Genomic DNA, 21,937 nt, shown 5'->3' on the forward strand with positions numbered 1-21,937 from the left:
GATGGCACGCTTTGTGCCCTGTTCTATAGTATGGGGCAACCGTGTTGGAATTTTGACAGCGTTTGTGCGGTGCCCCTTGCCGGGGGCGCCATCTGATTGAAGAGAGGACATTATGGCTTCCCCAAGTGGACAACAGAGTCAGGGCGCAGAAGACAAGGTCCTGCAGTACGTGACCTTCAGGCTCGACGAAGAGACCTACGGCATCGACGTGATGCAGATCCAGGAAGTGCTGCGTTATACCGAGATTGCCCCGGTTCCAGGTGCGCCGGACTACGTGCTGGGGATCATCAACCTGCGCGGCAACGTCGTCACGGTGATCGACACCCGCCGCCGGTTTGGTCTGGCGGATGCCGAGGTGACCGATGCCACCCGGATCGTGGTGATGGAGTCCTCCCAGCAGGTGATGGGCATCCTGGTCGATTCGGTGGCTGAAGTCGTCTATCTGAAGTCCAGTGAAATCGAGACCGCACCCAACGTGGGGAACGAGGAAAGCGCCAAGTTCATCCAGGGGGTGTGCAACAAGAACGGCGAACTCATCATTCTGGTTGAGTTCGACAAGATGCTGGCAGATCACGAGTGGGCGGAAATCGCCGCACTGTAACCCCTCCCGACCGGAGGGCCCTTCACGGGGTGTGATGCTGCCAGCCGGGAGAAAAGGCTATGGCTGACTGGCTAGACATCGCACCCTGGGCCCTCACGGCAGGGTCCCTGATCCTGCTCAGCGTTCAGGCAATCCTCAATCGTCGTCGCATCCAGCAACTGGAGACCCGTTTCCGGGAGCGTCTGGAAACCGTGGGCCGCGAGCTGCACGCCACCAGCAGTGGCAGCATGGGCGTGGGACAGCGGGTGATTGCCTGCGAGCGCAGCCTGCACGAGTTGCGGGCTGCGGTGGACGAGATGCGTCAGAACGATCCGCTGAGAATTTCCTACGACGAGGCGTCGCGCCTGGTTGACCTGGGTGCGGATATCGACGACCTGATGAATACCTGCGGCATTTCCCGGCCAGAAGCCGAGTTGGTGTCCGCGCTGCGTCGTCGTCAGGTTGCCTGAGCCGGTCCGTCTGCCTCGGGTGAGTCTGTCCCGGTCCGGCCCGCATCGGCCGGCGTCTTGCCCTGCAGGTGGAAGGCAAAGGAGAGAATCTCCGCAATGACCCGGTACAGGGTCTCGGGGATTTCCTCGTCCAGGTCCAGTCGTCCCAGGATTCCGGCCAACTCGGCGTTCTCATACAGCGGTACGCCGTGTTCCCGGGCAATCCGAATGATCTCCCGGGCCAGTTCGTCGGTACCGCTGGCCGCGACGGTGGGCGCTCGCTCACCGTCGTACTTCAGGGCGACCGCCGTTTCCCGCCGATAATCTGTGCTGTTTTCCGTGCTCATGCCCTGACATCCACCAGTCGATGATCCAGTTGCGTTTTGGCCCCCTGCGGCTGGCCGCGACGGCATTCCAGCTCCACCACATCCAGTCCCAGATCCCCGAGTCGCTGACGCAGCTGGGGCAGCTCTTCGTTGGCCCGACGCAGCGTGTCGGTTTTCTCGGCCCAGATCCGGGCTGACACCTGTTGCTGCTGAATGCCCAATTCGAACGTAACGGCGCCCGCTTCATCCAGATCCATCGCCAGCGTCAACCGCCACTCCGCCACACGCCGCTTGGGACGGTTGCTGTCGGCGTCCTCGCCATCGTGTTCCAGGCGGAGTTGCGCGGTGCGTGGCTGATTCTGGGCGTCCAGCCAGGGCAATTCCAGCAGCCAGGTGGGCGTCGCTACCGGCGCATCCGCCGTGGTGCGCGTCGTCAGCGTTTGGCTATGGAGCTGGTTGACCGTAATGCGGTTGAGCATGCCGGCCAGCAGGCGCAGCATCTGACCGGTGTTGAGCTGATCCTGGGCCGGGGGCGGTGCCAGTGGCGAACCGGCCTGGGGGAACTGTAACGGCGACTGCACCAGGTCCTTGCTGGTCAAGGGTACATAGCGGTTGAACGCTTCGGCTTCTTCATTCTGGCTGTTGAGCAGGGCCGTGACGAGGCGGTTCAGGGCCAGCTTCAGGTCGGCCGGTGGCGACGTGGGCGCCTGCGCCAGGCGGCTTTCCGCAAACAGGCCACTGTCTCGGACCCAGGCTTTCAGCGTGTCGACCGGGTTGTCGGTATTGGCCCTCTGGAGTTTGCCGGCCTGCGGCAACTGGGAAACCAGTTGCTCCAGGGCCTGGCGAACCTGGGGTGGAACGGTCGTCTGGCGATTGTCCGTCGGCGGTGAGGACAGGGTCTGTAATGCCCGCGCCAACTGGCCAAGCCCCTGATCCAGTCGATGCTGCCAGGGCAGATGTTGAGCCAGTTGCTGGGCAATCCGGGCCTGCGGCGTGGTGTCCTGGGCCACCTGGCCCATCAGTCGCAACTCATTCCCGGCGCGCATGATTTTGACCCAATCGCCGGGTTGGAGGCGGGTATCGCTGTTGACCACCAGGGATTTGCCGCGCACCTCCAAAAGGAGCTGTTCCGGGGCGGACGCGGTTTTCTCCAGAACCTGCGACACCCGGGCCAGCACCTGCTGACTCTGGCGAAGCTGCAACTGGTCCAGCAGCTGACGCGGGCTCACTGTCGGGCGTGCAGCCGGTTCGCCGTCGCTGCCTGACGTGGGCCCGGGGCGAGTGGGGGAGGCCTTGTCCGTTTGGGTGCTCTTATCCGGTGTCGGGGGTGTCTGTCCCGGTACGGGAATTTTCATGGTTGGCCCGTTTGTAGTAGGGGAATCAGCCCTTCGAGGCATTGTTCCCCTGGCACGTTCTCACTATTCTGTTCAGGTTAAACCCTTTCGGACCTTTATGTGTAATCGAAGGAGCGGAGCAGAGGCTCCCTGGGGCTCTTCTGGGTGTCATGATAACAATGAAACACGATTCAACAGTACGGCATCCCGACCTGATTTCGGCTATAGTGCGGCCTTCCGATTCTAAGCCGATGGTGCCCTGCAAGCACATCGTGAGCGGCCACCGGGGTACCTGATGTCATTTCCTCTTCTGCAAGCCACCAGCCTCAGCTGTGAGCGGGACGATCGCATCCTGTTCACCGGCGTGGATCTGGCGGTCGAGGCAGGGAGCCTGTTGCGGGTTGAGGGACCCAATGGTGCCGGCAAGACCACGCTCTTGCGCATTCTGGCCGGGCTGCATGCCGGTTATGAGGGCGAGATTCTCTGGTGCGGCGAACCGATTCGGCGGGCGCGGGAACATTTTCTCCGGAACCTGCTGTACATTGGGCATCGTCCCGGTATCAAGCCCCTGCTGACACCGCTGGAGAATCTGGGTGCGCTGCTGGCCCGCAATCCGGGGATGACCCGGGATCAGCAGGAAGAGGCCCTGGAGGCGGTGTCGCTTCTGCCATTCGCCCACATTCCTTGCCACCATCTCTCGGCAGGGCAGCAGCGTCGAGTGGCACTGGCTCGTCTTTACCTGTCCGACGAACCGCTCTGGATTCTGGACGAAGCCTTTACCGCCATCGACCGCGCTGGCGTGGAATCCCTGGAACGCCTGCTGGAAAAGCGCATGGCGGCTGGTGGGGCCATCATACTTACCACCCATCATCGGCTATCCATCCAGGGTGCCCAGTCCCTCGACCTGCAGATCCATGCCGGGGAGGCGTTGTCGGTATGAGTGCCATGCAGAAATTGCCGCGACTGACGCCCAAGCAGGAGAGTGTGCCGGTCTGGCCCGCGTGCTGGGCGGTCCTGCGGCGGGATTTGCTGAGCAGCCTGCGCCAGCGACAGGATCTGTTCAATCCGCTGGTTTTCTTTGTGATGGTGGTGTCGCTGTTCCCGCTTGGGGTGAGTCCCGAGAAGGCTTTCCTGAGCGAAGCGGGCGCCGGCATTCTCTGGGTGGCGGCCTTGTTGTCGACCCTGCTGTCGCTGGATCATCTGTTCCGCCATGATTTCGAGGAAGGGGTGCTGGAACAGCTGTTGCTCCAGCCCCAGCCGCTCTACCTGATCGTGCTGACCAAGGTATTTGCCCACTGGCTGGTGACCGGGGTGCCGCTGATCCTGATGACGCCGCTGCTGGGCCTCATGCTGCAACTGGACGGGAACTCGATCGCCTGCCTCTGTCTAACGCTGCTGCTTGGAACGCCGGTGCTCAGTTTTATTGGCGCAATCGGTGCGGCGCTGACGCTGGGGCTGCGTTCGGCGGGCATCCTGCTTTCTCTGCTGGTGATCCCCCTCTATATTCCCGTGCTGATTTTCGGCACCGGTACCGTAATGGCTGCCGGCCAGGGCCTGCCGATCACCAGTCACCTTGCGCTGTTGGGCGCCTTACTGGTCCTGGCGTTGACCTGCGCGCCTTTCGCCACGGCGGCCGCCCTGCGTATCAGCGTTTCAAACAGTTAACCGGAGACAGGTCTGATGTGGCAGTTCTTTCACAAACTCGGCTCCCCCAAATGGTTCTATGGCATCGCCGGCCGGCTGATGCCCTGGTTCCTGGTGCCGGGTTTGCTGCTGTTGCTTACCGGTATTGTCTGGGGGCTGGCCTTCGCACCGCCAGACTACCTGCAGGGCAACAGCTATCGGATCATCTACATCCATGTGCCGACGGCCTTCCTGGCCCAGGCCTGCTACGTGATGATGGCGGCTGCGGGGCTGGTGACGCTGGTCTGGCGCCTGAAACTGGCGGATGTGTTCGTCAAGGCGGTGGCGCCCGTGGGCGCCGTGGTGACGTTCCTGGCGTTGTTCACCGGTTCGGTCTGGGGTAAGCCCACCTGGGGTACCTGGTGGATCTGGGACGCGCGTCTGACGTCGATGTTGATCCTGCTGTTCCTGTACTTCGGTGTGATTGCCCTGGGCAACGCCATCGCCGACGAGAAGTCCGCTGCGCGGGCAGTGGCCGTGCTGGTCCTGGTGGGCGTGGTAAATATCCCGATCATCAAGTATTCCGTGGAGTGGTGGAACACGCTGCATCAGCCTGCCACCCTGAAGCTGACCGAGAAACCCAGCATGCCGCCGGAGATGTGGGTACCGCTGGTCTTATCGATCGTCGGACTGTACCTGCTGTTCGGCTGGCTGGCCTGTCTGCGGATGCAGACCGAAATCCTGCATCGGGAACGGCGCGCGCGCTGGGTCCGGGAACTGGTAGAGTGAGGCTGTTATGGCGTTTGATTCGCTGCACGATTTCTGGACGATGAACGGGCACGGGCCGTATGTCTGGACCTGCTACGGCGTGTTTTTCCTGGTGATGGCGACCCTGGTCATCGGTTCGATCCTCCAGCGTCGCCGGGTGATCGATCGTCAACGCTGGCAGCTGAAAATGGCGCGTCGCCAAACCGCAACGGCCACACCGAGAACCGAAGAGGGCACGTCCTGATGCATCCCGTCCGCAAACGACGTCTGACCATCGTGATCTTCCTGCTGGCGGGCTTGGGCATTGCCGTTGGGCTGACGGTCTACGCCTTCCGGCAGAACATCAACCTGTTCTACGATCCCACGGCGATCGCAGCCGGGGAGGCGCCCCACGACATCGTCATCCGGGCTGGCGGCATGGTTGAGGACAACAGCGTCGAGCGCGAGCCCAACAGCCTGAAGGTCCGGTTCAAGGTGACCGACTTCAAGTCCACTGTCCTCATGGAGTACGACGGCATCCTGCCGGACCTGTTCGCAGAAGGGCAGGGCGTGGTGGCCACCGGCCGTCTGCGGGATGACGGTGTGTTTGTCGCGGATGAGGTGCTGGCGAAGCATGATGAAAACTACATGCCGCCGGAGGTGGCCAAATCCCTGAAGAAAAAGACCGGTGACGATGCCGCCGCAGATGCGGTGAAAACGGTTGTCACGGAATAGGCGGAGAGCGCGATGATTCCCGAGTTTGGCCATTTTGCCCTGATCCTGGCCCTGATGCTGGCGATTTTGCTGGCGCTGGTGCCCCTGGCCGGCTCCATTACCCAACGGTCGGACCTGCAGGCGTTCGCCCGTCCGCTGGCCAGCGGTCAGTTCGTGTTTGTGGCCATTGCCTTTGGCTGCCTGGCCTGGGCGTTCATCACGGACGATTTCTCGGTGGCCTATGTGGCCAACAACAGCAACAGCCTGCTGCCTTGGTACTACAAATTCAGTGCCGTTTGGGGCAGCCACGAGGGTTCACTGCTGCTGTGGATCCTGATCCTGACGGCCTGGACCGTCGCTGTTGCGATTTTCAGCCGGCGCCTGCCAACCGAGCTGGTGTCGCTGGTGCTGTCGATCATGGGCATGATCAGCGTCGCCTTCCTGCTGTTTATCCTGATCACCTCCAATCCGTTTACGCGTCTGCTGCCGAATGTACCGGCAGACGGCGCTGACCTGAATCCGTTGTTGCAGGACTTCGGCCTGGTGATCCACCCGCCGATGCTTTACATGGGCTATGTAGGTTTTTCGGTGGCCTTTGCCTTCTCCATTGCGGCGCTGATCAACGGCCGCATGGACGGCGCCTGGGCGCGCTGGTCACGGCCCTGGACCACGGTGGCCTGGTGCTTCCTGTCGCTGGGGATCGCGCTGGGCAGCTGGTGGGCCTATTACGAGCTGGGCTGGGGCGGCTGGTGGTTCTGGGACCCGGTGGAGAACGCCTCCGTGCTGCCCTGGCTGGCGGGCACGGCGCTGATGCACTCGCTGGCAGTCACCGAGAAGCGCGGCGTGTTCAAGAGTTGGACCGTGTTGCTGGCGATTGTCACCTTCTCGCTCAGTCTGCTGGGCACGTTCCTCGTGCGTTCCGGGGTGCTGACGTCGGTGCATGCCTTTGCCGCCGACCCGGCGCGGGGCAAATTCCTGATCGGCGTCCTGGCGGTAACCATCATCGGTTCGCTGGCGCTGTATGCTTTCCGGGCGCCGGTGGTGCACACGCGGGTCCGCTACGGCTCGCTGTCCCGGGAAATTTTCCTGCTGCTCAACAACGTGCTGTTGATGGCAGCGATGCTGCTGGTGCTGGTCGGTACGCTGTATCCGTTGGTGCTGGACTATCTGGGCGCGGGTAGCCTGTCCGTCGGTAAACCGTTCTTCGACATGACGTTCAGCCCGGTGGCCATAGCCGTGGCGCTGCTGCTGGGCGCCGGTATTTTCTCGCGCTGGAAACGCACGGATGGTGGCTGGCTGGGTCGGCAATTGCTGTGGCCAGCGGCGATCAGCCTGGTGTTGGCGGTGATCGTGCCGCTGTGGCTGGGGCATCTGGAGCCCTGGGCGTTTGCCGGCTGTTTTGCGGCGGCGTGGGTCGTCGTCGCCACTTTCCGAGACATCTGGGCCCGGTCCGCTTCCCGCCAGGGACGCTGGGCGGGCCTGCGTCGCTTGACCCGCAGCTATTACGGGATGGTGTTGGGGCATCTGGGCGTGGCGATCGTCATGGCCGGCGCCACCGTTGTCACCAACTATGGCGTCGAGCGGGACGTGCGCATGGCGCCGGGTGAAACGGTGGAAATGAGCGGTCTGACGTTCCATTTCGACAGCCTCAAACATCGCCAGGGCCCCAACTATTCCGCCGAACAGGGTCGGTTTGTGATCACCCACGAGGGAGAACCGGTCACCACGCTCTATCCCGAAAAGCGGGTCTACACCGTCCAGCGCAACGTGATGACCGAAGCGGGGATCGATGCAGGTTTGTTCCGGGACCTGTTTGTGGCGCTGGGCGAGCCTGTGGGCGACACGGCCTGGGCCGTGCGGATCCAGTACAAACCGCTGGTCCGTTGGGTCTGGTTGGGCGCGATTTTCATGGCGTTGGGTGGGGCGCTGGCCATCGCCGACCGGCGTTACCGGATGCGGGTCACCCGTGAATCGCCGGAAGCGTCGACACAACAACCCGCTTCAGCAAGTACCGTTACAGGGAGCGCGTCTTGAGTCTCAAACGAGTGTTGCTGTTCCTGCCGTTGGTGGTCGCCGTTGGGGTCGGCGTGGTGTTGTCTGCCGGCATCGGCCGGGACAAGGAAACCCTGGAGTCGGCGTTGATCGGCAAGCCCGTGCCCGGATTCCAGCTGGCCTCGCTGCAGGACCCGCAAACCACCTACCTGCCGGATGTGTTCAAGGGCCAGGTCAGGCTGCTCAATGTCTGGGCGACCTGGTGTCCGTCCTGTCGTGTCGAACACCCGCAACTGGTCAAGCTGGCGCGGGAGGAGGGCATCCCCATTATTGGCCTGAATTACAAGGACAATCGTCAGGAAGCGCTGAAATGGCTGGACAAACTGGGCAACCCCTACAGCAAGGTCCTGTTTGATCCACAAGGCACGTTCGGCTTCGATCTGGGCGTCTATGGGGCGCCGGAAACCTACATCATCGATGCGGACGGCACTGTGCGCTACCGCCACGTCGGCGTCGTGGACGAAAAGGTCTGGAAAGAAGAGCTGGCACCGCTGGTTGCCCGTTACAGGAGGGAAGGCTGATGCGCGCGATTGGCCTGTTTTTTCTGATCCTTCTCAGCGGCGTGGTCCATGCGGCCGGCGACACCTATCCCTTTGACAGCGAGGCCGACCGGAATCGCTTCGAGACCCTGACCCAGGAACTGCGCTGCCCCAAGTGCCAGAACCAGAGCATTGCCGATTCCCACGCGCCGATTGCTGCGGATATGCGGGCGGAAGTGCACCGCCTGGTCCAGCAGGGCGTGAGCAACGACGCCATCATGGCCGCCATGACCTCCCGCTTCGGTGAGTTCGTGCGCTACCGGCCCGAACTGGAGAAGCGGACGTTGCTGCTTTGGTTCACGCCCCTGATCGTCGTGGTGGTGGGGATTGTCGCCGTCACCCTCCTGGTGATTCGCTCCAGGCGCTCGGCACGCACCAGCGAACCGGTACTCAGTGAGGCGGATCGCGCGCGCCTGGACCGCCTCCTGGATGCCGATGAGTCTCCCCGCGATACACCCTCCCAACATTCCTGATTCATGGTCACGAGTCTATGACAACCGCTTTCTGGCTGACGCTTGCCGCACTGATTGGACTGGCGCTGGTCTTTGTCCTCTACCCGTTGTTTTTCGGTCGGTCGCAGAAGGCGGACGTCGATGATATCCGGCACCAGAACCTGCTGGCGTACCGGTCCCGACTGGCAGAGCTGGATGCGGACCATGAGGCGGGCGTGATCGATACACCCACCCACGCCCAGATGAAGGAAGAGCTGGCGGGGACGTTACTGGACGATGTGGATCGATCGCCCGAGTCTCCCGGCCGAGGGCCGGGGCGAAGCCGTCGAGCTGCCCTGGTCGTCGTTCTTATCAGCGTCGTTGCGGTGCCGGCGGTCTCCCTGTGGCTGTATCGCGACTGGGGTGGCGTGGATCAGCTGGAGCAATACCGAACCATGCTGGCCCTGCAGCAGGCGGATCAGGGCCGCAACCAGAAAATGGCCGCGCTGGCGGAACAGTTACGGGATCGCCTCATGGATAGCCCGGACAATCTGGACGGCTGGGCCATGCTGGGTCGCACTTACATGAGCCTCGAGAACTACGATGAGGCGGCCTGGGCGTTCGAGCAATTGGCCGGACAGGTGGATGAGGTGCCCCGTGAAGCGGCGACCGCCTGGGGCCTGGCCGCACAGGCCCGCTTCTTCGCCAGCAAAGGGGCCATGACCCCGGTGGTTACCTCCACCATCGACAAGGCGCGCTCGCGCAACCCGGATGAAGTCAATGCGCTGGGCCTGCTGGGCATCCATGCCTTCGAGCAGCAGGACTACCGGGAAGCGATTCGTTACTGGGAACGCATCATCCAGGTGGCGCCGGATCATCCCCAGTTGCCGTCCATCAAACAGGGCGTGGCGGAAGCCTACCGACGCCTTGGCGAACCGGTGCCCGAACAATTGCTGGCCTCTGGTGGGGCGGCCGTTAAGGTGAAGGTCACTCTGGCGGATAACCTGAGGGGCAAGATCAAGCCTGACACGACCTTGTTCGTCTTCGCCAAGGCGGCCGGTGGATCGCCGATGCCGCTGGCGGTTGCCCGACTGCAGGCCGGCCAGCTGCCGGTTACCGTGACCCTGGACGACAGCATGGCCATGGCGCCGGGCAACACGCTCTCCAGCGCCGATCAGGTGATTGTCTCAGCGCGCTTGTCGCCGTCCGGCAACGCGATTCCGCAGAGCGGGGATTGGCAGGGTTCCGCCAGCGACCCGGTCAGGTTGGCGGAGTACGACGGGCAGCCGGTCGCCGTCACGATTGATCGGCAGGTACCTTGAGCTGACTGTCCTCAAGTTGTTCTGAGGTAGGTGGGTCCCCGCCGGGACATTGCGGCGGGCCCTGCACGCGGCGGCGTTATGCCGTCTCGTCTTCCTCGATGTCCACCAACGGTGGCGGGAAGCCGCCCAGTTCTTTCCAGCGATTGACGATGCCGCAGAATAGGTCGGCCGTTTTCTCCGCGTCGTAGGCGGCGGAATGCGCTTCACGGTTGCTGAACGGAATGCCGGCAATCTTGCAGGCGCGGGCCAACACCGTGTGCCCATAGGCCAGGCCGGCGAGTGTGGCCGTATCAAACGTGGAGAACGGGTGGAACGGGTTACGCTTGATGCCGCACCGGTCGGAGGCCGCAAACAGGAAATTGTGGTCGAAGGTCGCGTTATGGCCCACCAGCACCGCCCGCTTGCACTCGTTGTGGCGGATGGCCTTGCGGATCGGCGTGAAGATATCACTCAGGGCATCCCGCTCGTGGACCGCATCCCGTTCCGGATCCCACGGATCGATCCCGGTAAAGTCCAGGGCCGATTGTTCCAGATTGGCATTGTCGAAGGGGTGAACGTGATAGGCCAGGGTCTCGCCCCTCTTGAGCCAGCCCTCATCGTCCATCTCAATCAGTACGGCAGCAATTTCCAGCAGGGCATCCGTCCGGGCGTTGAAGCCGCCGGTTTCCACATCCACGACGACGGGCAGGAAGCCCCGGAAACGTGCGGCCATGGGAGAGGTCGGTTTTTCTTCCTCGATCACTGAATACCCTTACTGTTGCTGTTGAATGATGTCGCTTGGCTCACGGTTATTTACGCCTGCAGGCGCCAGCGGATCGTTTCTCCCGCGCGCAACGGCGTAATGCGGCCCTCGCCCAGGGGCAGGGAATCGGCCTGGGTCCACGGCTCCTTCACCAGGGTAATGGTGTCGGTGTTGCGCGGCAGGCCGTAGTAATCCGGGCCATTGAAGCTGGCGAAGGCCTCCAGCTTGTCCAGTACGCCCAGATCCTCGAAGGCTTCCGCATAGAGCTCAATGGCGGCGGGCGCCGAGAAGCAGCCGGCGCAACCGCAGGCGCTCTCTTTGCGGCTGGTGTCATGGGGGGCCGAATCGGTCCCCAGGAAAAAACGGGCATCCCCGCTGACCACTGCGTCCTGCAAGGCCTGTTGATGTTGCTGGCGCTTGAGGATCGGCAGGCAGTACAGGTGCGGGCGGATGCCGCCCACCAGCATGTGGTTGCGGTTATAGAGCAGATGCTGCGGTGTGATGGTGGCGGCGAGGTTGCGCTCGCTTTCCATCACGTAGCGGGCGGAATCCGCCGTCGTGATGTGCTCCAGTACGACGCGCAAATCCGGGAATCGTTCACGGGTCGGCGCCAGCACGCGCTCCAGGAAAATCTTTTCCCGATCGAAAATATCGATATCACCGTCCGTGACCTCACCGTGAACCAGCAGGAGCATGCCGCACTCGCTCATGGCGGCCAGCGCATCGTCGATGTTGCGGATGTCGGTCACGCCGGAGGCGGAATTCGTGGTCGCGCCGGCGGGATAGAGCTTGGCCGCCAGAACGCCGGCGGCGTGGGCGGTGCGGATATCCTCCGGCGTCGTCTGCTCGGTGAGATACAGGGTCATCAGGGGATCGAACCCGGTGTCGCCCGGCAGGGCGTCCAGGATCCGCTGGCGATAGGCCATGGCCTCATCCGCATTGACCACCGGTGGTACCAGGTTGGGCATGATGATCGCCCGATGAAAGCAGCGCGCGGTTGCCGGTACGACATCGGCCAGAGTGGCGCCATCGCGAACGTGGAGGTGCCAGTCGTCGGGGCGGGTCAGGGTCAGTGTGGTGGTCATGGAGGCAGCGGTTTCCTGATGCGGGTGTGACGGTTTCCGGCGGAGTATACCAGACCCGGAATGGGGATTGGGCGCGCGGTAACGGCCAACCGATTTCCTAAAGATTTCCGCGGAACGGCCGATAGCAACACTATCAACCGTTTACCGTATTCCAGATGGTCCGTCCGATGAAAAACGTCCTGCGCCCGTTGCTGATGCTCCCGCTGTTTGCTGTTCCCTTGCCGGTGAGCCAAGCCGCGAGCTATGGTGCCGGCATCGAGAATAGCCAGTGGTACCTGACCACTTCAGTGTTCAACTGCACGATGACCCACGATGTCCCGGGATACGGGCGCGCGGTTTTCCAGCATCGGGCGGGGGAGGCGTTGACCTTCTATCTTGAGTCCAACCTCCGGCTGATGAAGGTGGGGCAGGCATCGCTCAACGTGGAGGCACCGAGTTGGCGGCCAGGTGTCGCACCGCGGCCGTTGGGACAAATCCGTGTCTCTTCTGATCCGCGCCCGGTCAAAGTCGGGACGCCCCAGGCGATGGCGATGGTCGACGGGCTCATGAAAGGCATGGCGCCGACGGTCACCAGCCCGGCGCGCTATTCGTCCGGTCCGGTTCGGGTGCAATTGTCCAATATCCACTTTGCCAACACCTATCAGGAATACCAGACCTGTGTCGCCGGTCTGCTGCCGGTGAACTACGATCAGATCAAACGCTCCCGCATCCACTTCAAGCTCGACAGTGCCCAGCTCAGCAATGCGGATCTGGATCGCCTGGATCTGATTGTCCGCTTCATCCAGGCCGACAGCACCATCGCCCAGATCTACGTGGACGGCCACACCGATCGCAGCGGCAGCCGGATCCACAATCGGCAGTTGTCCGAGGATCGCGCCAATACGGTGGCCGAATACCTCAAGGCAAACGGAATCCCCGAAGACAAGATCATCACGCGATACCATGGTGAGCGCTATCCGGCCTCCAGCAATCCGGCCGAAAACCGTCGCACTACGGTGCGGCTGGAGCGGGAAGGCGAGCGCCGCAGTCTTCAGCGTGCGGAAGCCGACAGCGATCCCCGCAACGGTTAACAGAGCCGCGAACCGCGGCTTTTCACTCTTCCCGATTGGATGCGGCGCCCGCCTGCCGTACAATATCGCACTTCTCTGAATCCGGTCGTTCCTTCTCCACGCCTCCGTTAGGGTTGAAGATGGGGCGCCGTTTAGCCATTCGGAGGCGCCGGCGCGGCGTCTCCTTTCTGATCGACTCGGAGCATGGACATGTCAAACATCAAGAAGGTCGTACTGGCCTATTCCGGTGGCCTCGATACCTCGGTCATCGTGCGCTGGCTGCAGGACACCTATCAGTGTGAGGTCGTCACGTTTACGGCTGACCTGGGTCAGGGCGAGGAAGTGGAGCCGGCCCGCGCCAAGGCCGAAGCCCTGGGCGTCAAGGAAATCTACATCGAAGACCTGCGCGAAGAATTCGTGCGTGACTTCGTGTTCCCCATGTTCCGAGCCAACACCATCTACGAAGGCGAGTACCTGCTGGGTACCTCCATTGCCCGTCCGCTGATTTCCAAGCGGCTGATCGACATTGCCAACGAAACCGGCGCGGATGCGATCTCTCACGGCGCGACCGGCAAGGGCAACGACCAGGTCCGTTTCGAGCTGGGCGCCTATGCGCTCAAGCCGGGCGTTCACGTGATTGCCCCCTGGCGTGAATGGGACCTGAACTCTCGCGAGAAGCTGCTGGCCTACTGCGAAGAGCGCAACATCCCGGTGGAGAAGAAGAAGGGCAAATCCCCTTACTCCATGGACGCCAACCTGCTGCACATCTCCTATGAAGGCATGGTGCTGGAGGATCCCTGGGCCGAGGCAGAAGAGGAAATGTGGCGCTGGAGCGTGGCACCGGAGCAGGCGCCGGACCAGCCGACCTATATCGAGCTGACCTACGAGAAGGGTGACATCGTGGCCATCGACGGCGAGCGCCTGAAGCCGCACGAAGTCCTGGCCAAGCTGAACAAGATCGGCGGCGATAACGGCATCGGCCGTATCGACATCGTCGAAAACCGCTACGTGGGCATGAAGTCCCGCGGCTGCTACGAAACCCCGGGCGGCACCATCATGCTGCGTGGCCACCGTGCCATTGAGTCCATCACCCTGGACCGTGAAGTGGCCCACCTGAAAGACAGCATCATGCCGCGCTACGCCGAAGTGATCTACAACGGCTACTGGTGGTCACCGGAGCGTGAGGCGCTGCAAGCGCTGATCGACCAGACCCAGACCTACGTCAACGGCACCGTTCGCCTGAAACTCTACAAGGGCAACGTGGACGTGGTTGGCCGGAAGTCTGAAGACTCCCTGTTCGACGAGAAGATCGCTACTTTCGAGGAAGACCAGGGCGCCTACGACCAGAAGGACGCCGAAGGCTTCATCAAGCTGAACGCCTTGCGTCTGCGGATTGCAGCCAGCAAAGGTCGCAAGCTGAGCTGATCGATTCCCGGAGGCCGGCGTCCGTCGGCCTCCTTTGTTTTCCTTTCACCCTGTCCGGCATCCTGTCTTTTTTCTGGACGTGTCGCCGCTCTCCTGACGCGTTTTTACTGCCCCTTTAGCCGCCAGTCCCTTGGCTTAAGCTCGTCGCCTGAAAACACTGTCGCATGACTAAAAGGTTGCAAAGTCATGTGGTTACGTAATGAAACGCCAAAAAGTGAATCAATACTCACGTTTTGGGGTGATCTATTCCGCCAGTCTGCTAATCTGAAATTTGAGTCGTTTTCTGACTCCTTCTCACCAACAAAGCCAATAAATGGAAGCCAACAATGAGACACATCAGATTGGGGCTGGATAGGCCCGGTCGGTACCCGCTACGCGCTATTGGAATGGCCATGGCCGGCAGCATTCTGCTGAGCGGCTGCTTCGGTGGTGACGGTGGTTCCAGTGACGAGGCATCGGCTGATCCGCTGACCCCCTCCAACGGCAAGCTGGAGGCCACCATCCGCCGGACAACCAACGGCGTGCCACACATCAAGGCCAACGACCTGTCCTCTGCCGCTTTCGGTGCAGGCTACGCGCAGGCCGAGGATAACGTCTGTCTGCTGGCCGAGGCGATCGTCAAGGCGCGCAGTGAGCGGTCCAAGTATTTTGGCCCTGACGCCGAGCCCGGTTCCGGTGACAACATGAACGTCATCAACGATTTCTCTTACAAGGCCCAGGATATTCTGGGTGGCGCCCAGCGTGACTATGACAACCTGTCGTCAGAAAGCCGTGCCATGATTGATGGCTTTACGGCGGGCTACAACAAGTACGTTGCCGATACGCCGGCCTCCGACTTGCCTGTGGAATGTCGTAACCAGCCATGGGTCAAAGCGATTGAACCCACGGACCTGCTTGCCCACTACCGGATCGTGGGGCAATACGCGAGTGGTGCGCTGTTTGCGACGGGCGCTGTCTTTGCTGCTGTGCCGCCCGGTGGATCGGCCTCACCGACACCCGTTGTCACCAGTCTGGATAAGAAATCCGGTTTTGACCCCACGAAGGTGGTCGATAAAGCTCGGCTCTATGCGTCAGAGCGAACCAACTACAACGACATGGGGCTGGCCAGCAACGCCTGGGGGATTGGTCGTAACATGACGGAGCAGGGCCGTGGTGCCCTGTTGGCGAACCCGCACTTCCCCTACACCGGTCATCGCCGCCTCTACCAGATGCAAATGACCGTGCCCGGTTATCTGAACGTTAACGGCGCGGGGCTGTTGGGAACGGCGATTCCGTTGATCAACTTCAACGAACACCTGGCCTGGTCCCATACGGTGACCACCAGCCGTCGTTTCACGCTCTACGAGCTGACCCTGAAAGACGGCGATGACCTGACCTACATAAAAGACGGTGAGGAAAGGCCGATCACCTCGAAAACGCTGCAAATCGAGGTCGCCAACGGGACGGCAACGCCAACGGTTCTTCAACGTAAGTTCTACTACTCCGAATACGGCCCGATGTTGGCCGCCGATCTGGTGACGGATCCAACCGGGGGTGGCAACGGTTTGCCCGAGTGGGGCGGTACCAACACCCAAGGGGCGACGGTGGCCTACGCCTATCGTGACGCCAATGCCAACACCAGCGGGTTGCTGGATACCTGGCTTCAGATGAGCCGGGCGTCGACTCTGAAGGAATTCCAGGATGTGTTCCGCAACTGCGGATCCACGCTCTGGACCAACTCCACCTACGCGGACGACCAGGGCAATGCGTTCTATATCGACAGCAGTTCGGTCCCGAACCTGTCGCCGGCCGCATTGTCGACCATCGACTTCAAGCGCCGTTACAGCGCCAGCTACAACACACTGTTCGAGAACGGTCTGACGCTGCTTGATGGCAGCACCTCCCGGGACGACTGGGTGGAAGGGGAGTGCAACGGTCTGGTTCCCTATGAGGACAAACCCAAATTGCTACGGTCTGACTTTGTGCAGAACTCCAACAGCAGCTACTGGTCCACCAACCCGGACGAATTCCTGACCGATTACTCGCCTCTGTTCGGCGAGGAGAACGCACCGATCAACGCGCGGACTCGTTTGGGCCTCAAGATGCTGCAGAACCCGCTGGATCATGGTCTGGACCCGAATACTCCAGCCCCGGCCGGGCAGGACGGCAAGTTCAGCGCCAAGGACCTGATCGGCGTGATCTGGAACGATCGTGGCTGGTATGCCGAGCAATTCCTGGGGGAACTGCTGGATCGTTGCACCGATATCGGAGCCGGTAACGTCAATGTTCCGGGCAGCCTACTGCCTGCGACGCCTTCTGTACCGGGTGGCGATAGCCAGCGCTCCGTTGCCGATGGCTGTGCCGCCTTGCAAAACTGGAATGGTACTTACGCCATAGACAGCACCGGCGCGCACACCTTCCGGACGTTCGTCGACATTTACATGCGGAGCTTCCCGGATGATCTGCAGACCGAGTTTGACCCGGATGATCCGGTCTACACGCCCGCGGATCCGGATCCGACCGATAAAGGCACGGCAGACGATCACATGCTGGAATCGCTGGCGGCGGCACTGACGCTGCTGGATGATGCGAGTATTGCCTACGACGCCAAGCTGGGCGATGTGCAGTACTACCAGCCGACAGGCGGCGTGCCACCGGGTGGTGACGCCTCGGGCGTCGTGACGCAGAGCTCGAAGATTCCCTGGCACGGCGGTGACAGCATCATCGACGGGGCGTTCAATGCGGTGGGTGTCGTGAACTCTGACTTTGCCGAAGACACGATTATCCCTCGCAAGAACACACCGCAATATGAGGATGCCAACGGAAGCCGCTTTGCGGCGGGCCTGTCCTCGACTTCGGGAGAGGGATGGAAGATTGCTCGCGGCACCAGCTGGCACTTCGGTCTCGAGTTCACCGACAACGGCCCGGAGGCCTACGGTCTGGTGAGCTACTCCGAGTCGAGCGATGCCATGTCGCCGCACTTCACGGATCAGAGCGAGCGGTTCTCCAACAAGGATTATCGCAAGCTGTTGTTCACCGAATCGGATATCGAGGCGAACCTGCTGCCGCAAGGGGAAACCAAGATTTCCGAGTAATCCGGACTCTTGAGGGCAAAACGGCCGGCTGTCTTCGGGCAGTCGGCTTTTTTATGCCCGGTTGTCGTGATCGACGGTATTTGTCGCTCGAAGGGGGGAGGAGGCCGATAGCTGACGTTCGTCCGTTACCCGGTCCCGTCCGGTGGTTTTGGCCTGGTACAGTGCTTCATCGGCGCGCTGGATCACATCTTCAGCCAGTTCGCTATCACGATATTGGGCCACGCCGACGGAAGCCGTAATTTGCAGGCCTTGTTGGAGGCTGTCACAGCTGGTTTCCCTGAGTGACTGGCAGACCCGCTCGGCCTTGGTTCGTGCGCCTTTCAGATCGGTTTGCGGGAGGATCATCATGAACTCCTCGCCGCCGTAACGCCCAAAGCAATCGATGTCCCGCATCCGTTCATCAACAGAACAGGCAACCCGCCGCAGAATGGCATCGCCCGCCGGATGCCCAAAACGGTCATTGATCCGTTTGAAATGATCGATGTCCAGCAAGGCGATGCTCAGTGGAGATCGAGAACGCCGGCAGCGATTGATCTCGCTTGTCAGCACGTCCATCAGGCGACGACGATTGGCAACACCGGTCAGCTCGTCAACATGGGCCAGTTCCCTGATTTGCTGCATGGCTGCCCGCAGTTCCTGATTCCGCTCGCGGACCTCCTTGCGAAGCCCGCTGATGTATCCGCCAATGATGGCGATTTGTCCCATCACCAGTGCGAAAGCCAGTACCTGGATAATTTCGATGGAGAGTTTCTCCATAATGAGCGCCGGCCGCGTCAGCCAGATGGCCAACACGAGCCCGCCGTAGAGAACCAGGTATGCGAAAGCCACGCCCAGGAACTGTCGCGTCCGTAGCGCGAGAATGCCGTATAGCGCGGGCACGATCGCAATCAGCAAAAAGATGGTGCGTGCCTGGGCCACTTCCAAAAAATACATGACCCAGATGGGTGGCAGGAGTGAGGCCACCATCTGCGCGCCGGTCATGCTGGGGTCTCGGAAACGCAGGTTGATGCCGAGATGGATGAGCAGGAAGAAGGCGCCGTTGATCAATAGCGACAGCAGGAAGAACTCGATGACCACATGGGCAGGCACCAGTTCAGCCAGCCAGCACAGGATGACGACGGCCAGCGTCGCCTGGTAGGAAAGGAACGACATGCCCAGGCGACGCTTGCGCAGCCGTTGGTTCCGCGCCTGTTTCGGGTCGTCGAAGGCCGATGTTGTTGGGCTTTTAACGGTCATTGACAGCGCCTGGCATGTCACGCTGGGTTATTGAAGGGTTCGTGTGTCAGCTTAGCTGATAACGGCAGTAAGTGTCGCGTCGACGGGAGGTAAAATGGTTCGGGCGGAAAATCGAGAGGCTGGAACAAAAAAGCCCCCGCGATGCGGGGGCTTGTGTTTACTTGATTTCTCTGGTCGAGATGGTTACGGCGCTACGCATTCACCAAAGGTGACACAAGTTTCTCCAACCATCTGGCTAAACGCAGCCGCTGGCTGTGCTGAAACCGGGGTGCCGTGACTCAGGCCATCCTCACCGTCGGCCGCGGGATAGTCCGCCTGCTTGTAGATGCTGAACAGCGGGTCCTCAAGTCCATCACTGAAGCCCAGGCTCAACGGGTTGGTGCCCGCCAGCGGAGCGCTGAAGCTATCAACCGTCACGTTGATCGGCAGCCCCGTCTGAGACGGCGTAAGCGTGGCATTGAGGGCGGGAATACCCCAAACATCTTCGTCTGCTGCATTCGGAATGACGGTGTCGTTCTCAACTTCCGAGAACAGGACAACGGAACCCTGATCAGACAGGTTGTCCACAAAGTTCACCGGGTCAGCCGTATCGACCGTGGCCTGGAAGACGTTGAAGTAGGTCTCCAGATCCGCGTCACCCTGTGCCAGTCCGGCGGACTGCTGCAGGCCGAGCAGAATGCGTGGCGCGAAGGTCGGAGAGTTCTCCAGCAGTCGCACAATACCGCCACCCGGGGTCAGCATGCTCGCTGCGGTCACGTCGTTAGCCGAAGCACCAGGGTTAACCGCTGATGTCTGGTTGGCGTTGACGGCGGCGACAAAGGGCGTACCCGTAATCGTTCCGAGGGAGTGACCGACGAAGTAAATGTCTGAGGTCGGAATGTTCAGGCCCGTCGACGCGATGGGGACGCCACCGGCTTCCAGGCTGGCGCGCAGGTTCATCTGATCCACCGCACTTTCCCGGAGGTTATCGCGTGTGGTCAGGAAGCTGGTCAGGTTGATGAACAGGCTGCCGGAGTCACCAACGCCGTTGGCATAGTCGATTGCAGCCGGTGTGCTCGGCTGGGCAGCGTAGTAGCCAAAGTGGCGCTCGTTTCCAATCATGGGAGCAAGGCCCGGAACGGTGCTGCCAGCGTTGGCTACGGTGTTCTCTGCGCCAGCCAGGAACTGGATTGCGGCGTCGAGATTTGCATCGCCCGTTGTGCCACCTGCCAGCACGGTATCAATCGTGCCTTGTGCTGTTGCGGCATCGGAAGATGTTGCGGTCATTACGAATGACAGGTTCAAGTTACCCGCAATAAGTGCTGCAACGGTTTGATCGCTAGGAGCGAGAGAGGCTGGCAGACCGAAGTCCTGGCCGCCTTCAAGTACGTCGTTGGCCAGTTTCTTCTGCTCGGCAGCAGTGAAGGCAGCAACGCCGTGAAGCGGCTGATCGATAGCCACAACGGTAAAGCCCTGGGCTGCCATTGCGGTACCAAAGGTCAGCGCCGCACTGCGATCCGTGGTAATGCCGTGCTGATAGATAATGGTCTTGCCGTTTTGTGCGATTGTATTGGCGCCCGAGGGATTCGGCAGGAGCACCAGTACAGGGACATCGACATCAGCCTGCTTCTTCGGGAACGGGAAGATGTAGTTGACCGCGGTGGACTTGTCGGGATCCCCTTGCGGGATTTCCAGGCCGAGGCTTTTGAAAGCGTCGTTCAGGCCGGCAGCCAGAGTGCTGTCTGCAACCCAGTTGTCGGTGACGGTCCCTTGCTTGGACGTGGACAGGAAGTAGGGCAGGGAGAGCGTGCCCTGGACGGCCAGTACATCGTCCGTAGCGAAACCGGCGCCCGTCAGGATTGACGCGGTCGGGATAGAGACCAGCGGAACCGGTTTCAGGGTCGTCGCATCGAAACTGAAGTCACTCGCGCCGCGGTCCTTGTTGACCGGGAAGAAGCCGGCATCGGAGAAGTTTTTGGCCAGTGCCACACCGGTACAGGCAATAGCGGTTTCACCGGTCAGGGTGTCGCAGCCAGCCGGAGGCGCCGCGTCAAAGATCGGCGAAAGCGCGACTTTGAGGGCTGCCGAGGGATACCCGCCGACGGCTGCTGCTACAGCAGCAGAGGTATCGTCGTAGCCAAATGTGGCATCGCCACCGATCAGGAAATCCGCTGGCGTGATCTTGCCGTCGGCATTCAGATCGAAGTCAGCGGCGGTTACAGACCCGTCGCCATTAAGATCCCAGGTTTTGGGATCCAGCGTTTCCTTGTTGAAGAACTTCGCAGCGCCCGTCACCTTCTTGGCGGCGGAAACGCTGAGGAAGGTCTGGAGCTGATCCGCAAACCAAGAAGCCGGTTCGGCGATGTATTGCAGGACTTTCTCGTCATTCGATGTTGTAAACGAGTAGGTCAGGGCAAGGTTGCTGTCGGTGACGGCGCCTGAGGTCGCTGCTGTGACGAGCGGTTCCCACAGGCTGTTGATCAGAGTGCGCACCGGTGCCAGAGCCGAGTTGCCCAACGGCTGCTCTTCGTCGGTCAAGCTCTGGTAGGACGGGGAGCCGACGATGTTTTGTCCGCTGACATCCTTGATGCCTGTGGTCACGGCGACAACATAGCGTTTACGCGGGTCGAGTGGCTTGAGCGGCAGAATGCGAATCGCAGAGGTGCCATCCAAAGTTTCTACATCGGCGCGGAACGCCGGCTGGTTGTCCGGGTCAATCGTGGGCGGTTCACTGTTGCTGAGCGCCTGGACCGGGTCGCCACTGGCGTACTTGAGCTCGATCAGGAAAACGGTCGAGCCGGCCTTGACGGTGGAAGCATCCACCTTGCCGTTCAACTGAATGACAGCCGGAGCGACGGTAGACGCGCCGCTCAGCTCGTTCAGCGCTGTGGTCACGGGCGGTGAGGAATCGCTTACGCCGAAGGTGCCGTCACCTTGCTTCGAATCGAAGATCAGGTCGTTGGGAATCGGCAGCTCACTGGTAATCGGATTGAAAATCGGCCATGTCTTGCCGGAGAAGTCCGGGTTACTGATCTTGTAATCCGGGTTGGCGTTTTTTGTATTGGAGCCGTCATCAAGACAGCCGGAAAGGCCAACGGTCGACGCTACGGCAAGGCTTATTAGCGTTTTTCTAAACATGGATGGAACCTATTCCTGTTGTTGTGTCGTTATTGTCGGCACTGACCGCTCCGGTTGGCCCGGTTGCCCTCGGTCAGTCGCCAATTCTTGTC

General features: G+C 61.3%; 20 protein-coding genes. 14 read left to right on the plus strand and 6 right to left on the minus strand.

The window, feature by feature from the left end:
* Positions 1-112 precede the first annotated feature (112 nt).
* Both JL474_RS01220 and JL474_RS01225 read left to right on the plus strand, forming a co-directional pair.
* Positions 113-601: a chemotaxis protein CheW gene (locus JL474_RS01220; RefSeq protein WP_123633244.1), complete on the plus strand. Its 489-nt coding sequence runs from the start codon at positions 113-115 to the stop codon at positions 599-601.
* Between the two features lie 59 nt (positions 602-660).
* Positions 661-1,050, plus strand: coding sequence for a DUF2802 domain-containing protein (locus tag JL474_RS01225; protein WP_123633245.1), 390 nt, complete (start codon positions 661-663; stop codon positions 1,048-1,050).
* Here JL474_RS01225 and JL474_RS01230 read toward each other — a convergent pair.
* Together JL474_RS01230 and fliK are read right to left on the minus strand one after the other, a co-directional pair.
* The gene (locus JL474_RS01230; protein WP_123633246.1) at positions 1,038-1,376 is read right to left on the minus strand and encodes an EscU/YscU/HrcU family type III secretion system export apparatus switch protein; all 339 of its coding nucleotides are present in this window, start codon (positions 1,374-1,376) and stop codon (positions 1,038-1,040) included. The two genes, JL474_RS01225 and JL474_RS01230, sit on opposite strands and share 13 nt — an antisense overlap.
* Positions 1,373-2,710 carry a flagellar hook-length control protein FliK gene (gene fliK / locus JL474_RS01235; protein ID WP_203140640.1) on the minus strand — a complete coding sequence of 446 codons (1,338 nt, stop codon included), beginning with the start codon at positions 2,708-2,710 and terminating at the stop codon, positions 1,373-1,375. The genes JL474_RS01230 and fliK overlap by 4 nt, the downstream gene beginning before the upstream one ends.
* Positions 2,711-2,984: 274 nt before the next feature.
* Between fliK and ccmA the strand changes: the two genes are divergently transcribed.
* From ccmA to ccmI, 9 genes are read left to right on the plus strand one after another with little or no spacing between them, the layout of a single operon-like run.
* Complete coding sequence (gene ccmA, locus JL474_RS01240; protein ID WP_203140641.1) at positions 2,985-3,629, plus strand: cytochrome c biogenesis heme-transporting ATPase CcmA; 645 nt, start codon at positions 2,985-2,987, stop codon at positions 3,627-3,629.
* A 5-nt stretch (positions 3,630-3,634) separates the two neighbouring features.
* Entirely contained in the window at positions 3,635-4,354 is a 720-nt protein-coding gene (gene ccmB, locus JL474_RS01245) for a heme exporter protein CcmB (protein ID WP_223807794.1), read from the plus strand.
* A 15-nt stretch (positions 4,355-4,369) separates the two neighbouring features.
* Positions 4,370-5,101 carry a heme ABC transporter permease gene (locus JL474_RS01250; protein WP_123633250.1) on the plus strand — a complete coding sequence of 244 codons (732 nt, stop codon included), beginning with the start codon at positions 4,370-4,372 and terminating at the stop codon, positions 5,099-5,101.
* A 7-nt stretch (positions 5,102-5,108) separates the two neighbouring features.
* A complete protein-coding gene (ccmD, locus tag JL474_RS01255; RefSeq protein ID WP_123633251.1) occupies positions 5,109-5,324 on the plus strand; it encodes a heme exporter protein CcmD in 216 nt (71 codons plus the stop codon).
* On the plus strand, positions 5,324-5,794 hold the full coding sequence (ccmE, locus tag JL474_RS01260) for a cytochrome c maturation protein CcmE (RefSeq protein WP_123633252.1): 471 nt from the start codon (positions 5,324-5,326) through the stop codon (positions 5,792-5,794). The genes ccmD and ccmE overlap by 1 nt, the downstream gene beginning before the upstream one ends.
* Positions 5,795-5,806: 12 nt before the next feature.
* Positions 5,807-7,807 (plus strand): heme lyase CcmF/NrfE family subunit, encoded by a 2,001-nt coding sequence (locus JL474_RS01265; protein WP_203140642.1) that lies wholly within the window; start codon positions 5,807-5,809, stop codon positions 7,805-7,807.
* Positions 7,804-8,346 carry a DsbE family thiol:disulfide interchange protein gene (locus JL474_RS01270; RefSeq protein ID WP_203140643.1) on the plus strand — a complete coding sequence of 181 codons (543 nt, stop codon included), beginning with the start codon at positions 7,804-7,806 and terminating at the stop codon, positions 8,344-8,346. The genes JL474_RS01265 and JL474_RS01270 overlap by 4 nt, the downstream gene beginning before the upstream one ends.
* A complete protein-coding gene (locus JL474_RS01275; RefSeq protein ID WP_407944038.1) occupies positions 8,343-8,837 on the plus strand; it encodes a cytochrome c-type biogenesis protein in 495 nt (164 codons plus the stop codon). Before JL474_RS01270 ends, JL474_RS01275 begins: the two co-directional genes overlap by 4 nt.
* 17 nt (positions 8,838-8,854) lie before the next feature.
* Complete coding sequence (ccmI, locus tag JL474_RS01280; RefSeq protein ID WP_203140645.1) at positions 8,855-10,117, plus strand: c-type cytochrome biogenesis protein CcmI; 1,263 nt, start codon at positions 8,855-8,857, stop codon at positions 10,115-10,117.
* Positions 10,118-10,193: 76 nt separating this feature from the next.
* On the opposite strand, the gene rnt is transcribed toward ccmI, so the two are convergent.
* Both rnt and pyrC read right to left on the minus strand, forming a co-directional pair.
* The gene (gene rnt / locus JL474_RS01285) at positions 10,194-10,829 is read right to left on the minus strand and encodes a ribonuclease T (RefSeq protein WP_203140646.1); all 636 of its coding nucleotides are present in this window, start codon (positions 10,827-10,829) and stop codon (positions 10,194-10,196) included.
* An 80-nt stretch (positions 10,830-10,909) separates the two neighbouring features.
* Complete coding sequence (gene pyrC / locus JL474_RS01290) at positions 10,910-11,944, minus strand: dihydroorotase (protein WP_203140647.1); 1,035 nt, start codon at positions 11,942-11,944, stop codon at positions 10,910-10,912.
* 167 nt (positions 11,945-12,111) lie between these two features.
* On the opposite strand from pyrC, the gene JL474_RS01295 reads away from it, so the two are divergent.
* From JL474_RS01295 to JL474_RS01305, 3 genes are all read left to right on the plus strand, one after another.
* Positions 12,112-13,014, plus strand: a complete 903-nt coding sequence (locus tag JL474_RS01295) for an OmpA family protein (RefSeq protein ID WP_223807781.1) — start codon at positions 12,112-12,114, stop codon at positions 13,012-13,014.
* 189 nt (positions 13,015-13,203) lie between these two features.
* Positions 13,204-14,418 carry an argininosuccinate synthase gene (locus JL474_RS01300; RefSeq protein ID WP_203140648.1) on the plus strand — a complete coding sequence of 405 codons (1,215 nt, stop codon included), beginning with the start codon at positions 13,204-13,206 and terminating at the stop codon, positions 14,416-14,418.
* A 392-nt stretch (positions 14,419-14,810) separates the two neighbouring features.
* On the plus strand, positions 14,811-17,492 hold the full coding sequence (locus tag JL474_RS01305; RefSeq protein ID WP_236011955.1) for a penicillin acylase family protein: 2,682 nt from the start codon (positions 14,811-14,813) through the stop codon (positions 17,490-17,492).
* Between the two features lie 51 nt (positions 17,493-17,543).
* Here the strand turns inward: JL474_RS01305 and JL474_RS01310 are convergent, their stop codons facing one another.
* Entirely contained in the window at positions 17,544-18,728 is a 1,185-nt protein-coding gene (locus tag JL474_RS01310) for a GGDEF domain-containing protein (protein ID WP_203140650.1), read from the minus strand.
* Positions 18,729-18,911: 183 nt separating this feature from the next.
* Positions 18,912-21,845 carry a hypothetical protein gene (locus JL474_RS01315; RefSeq protein WP_203140651.1) on the minus strand — a complete coding sequence of 978 codons (2,934 nt, stop codon included), beginning with the start codon at positions 21,843-21,845 and terminating at the stop codon, positions 18,912-18,914.
* Positions 21,846-21,937: the final 92 nt, after the last annotated feature.

The organism is Marinobacter mangrovi, from assembly GCF_016798325.1.
Taxonomy (GTDB): domain Bacteria; phylum Pseudomonadota; class Gammaproteobacteria; order Pseudomonadales; family Oleiphilaceae; genus Marinobacter_A; species Marinobacter_A mangrovi.

What these genes read in the sequence shown, in the direction of transcription:
- ccmA (WP_203140641.1), top strand. Translation starts at nt 2,985, where the DNA reads ATGTCATTTCCTCTTCTGCAAGCCACCAGCCTCAGCTGTGAGCGGGAC.
- JL474_RS01265 (WP_203140642.1), top strand. Translation starts at nt 5,807, where the DNA reads ATGATTCCCGAGTTTGGCCATTTTGCCCTGATCCTGGCCCTGATGCTG.
- ccmE (WP_123633252.1), top strand. Translation starts at nt 5,324, where the DNA reads ATGCATCCCGTCCGCAAACGACGTCTGACCATCGTGATCTTCCTGCTG.
- rnt (WP_203140646.1), bottom strand. Translation starts at nt 10,829, where the DNA reads ATGGCCGCACGTTTCCGGGGCTTCCTGCCCGTCGTCGTGGATGTGGAA.
- JL474_RS01295 (WP_223807781.1), top strand. Translation starts at nt 12,112, where the DNA reads ATGAAAAACGTCCTGCGCCCGTTGCTGATGCTCCCGCTGTTTGCTGTT.
- JL474_RS01310 (WP_203140650.1), bottom strand. Translation starts at nt 18,728, where the DNA reads ATGACCGTTAAAAGCCCAACAACATCGGCCTTCGACGACCCGAAACAG.
- fliK (WP_203140640.1), bottom strand. Translation starts at nt 2,710, where the DNA reads ATGAAAATTCCCGTACCGGGACAGACACCCCCGACACCGGATAAGAGC.
- ccmI (WP_203140645.1), top strand. Translation starts at nt 8,855, where the DNA reads ATGACAACCGCTTTCTGGCTGACGCTTGCCGCACTGATTGGACTGGCG.
- ccmB (WP_223807794.1), top strand. Translation starts at nt 3,635, where the DNA reads ATGCAGAAATTGCCGCGACTGACGCCCAAGCAGGAGAGTGTGCCGGTC.
- JL474_RS01250 (WP_123633250.1), top strand. Translation starts at nt 4,370, where the DNA reads ATGTGGCAGTTCTTTCACAAACTCGGCTCCCCCAAATGGTTCTATGGC.
- JL474_RS01220 (WP_123633244.1), top strand. Translation starts at nt 113, where the DNA reads ATGGCTTCCCCAAGTGGACAACAGAGTCAGGGCGCAGAAGACAAGGTC.
- JL474_RS01300 (WP_203140648.1), top strand. Translation starts at nt 13,204, where the DNA reads ATGTCAAACATCAAGAAGGTCGTACTGGCCTATTCCGGTGGCCTCGAT.
- JL474_RS01315 (WP_203140651.1), bottom strand. Translation starts at nt 21,845, where the DNA reads ATGTTTAGAAAAACGCTAATAAGCCTTGCCGTAGCGTCGACCGTTGGC.
- JL474_RS01305 (WP_236011955.1), top strand. Translation starts at nt 14,811, where the DNA reads ATGGCCGGCAGCATTCTGCTGAGCGGCTGCTTCGGTGGTGACGGTGGT.
- pyrC (WP_203140647.1), bottom strand. Translation starts at nt 11,944, where the DNA reads ATGACCACCACACTGACCCTGACCCGCCCCGACGACTGGCACCTCCAC.
- JL474_RS01230 (WP_123633246.1), bottom strand. Translation starts at nt 1,376, where the DNA reads ATGAGCACGGAAAACAGCACAGATTATCGGCGGGAAACGGCGGTCGCC.
- JL474_RS01225 (WP_123633245.1), top strand. Translation starts at nt 661, where the DNA reads ATGGCTGACTGGCTAGACATCGCACCCTGGGCCCTCACGGCAGGGTCC.
- ccmD (WP_123633251.1), top strand. Translation starts at nt 5,109, where the DNA reads ATGGCGTTTGATTCGCTGCACGATTTCTGGACGATGAACGGGCACGGG.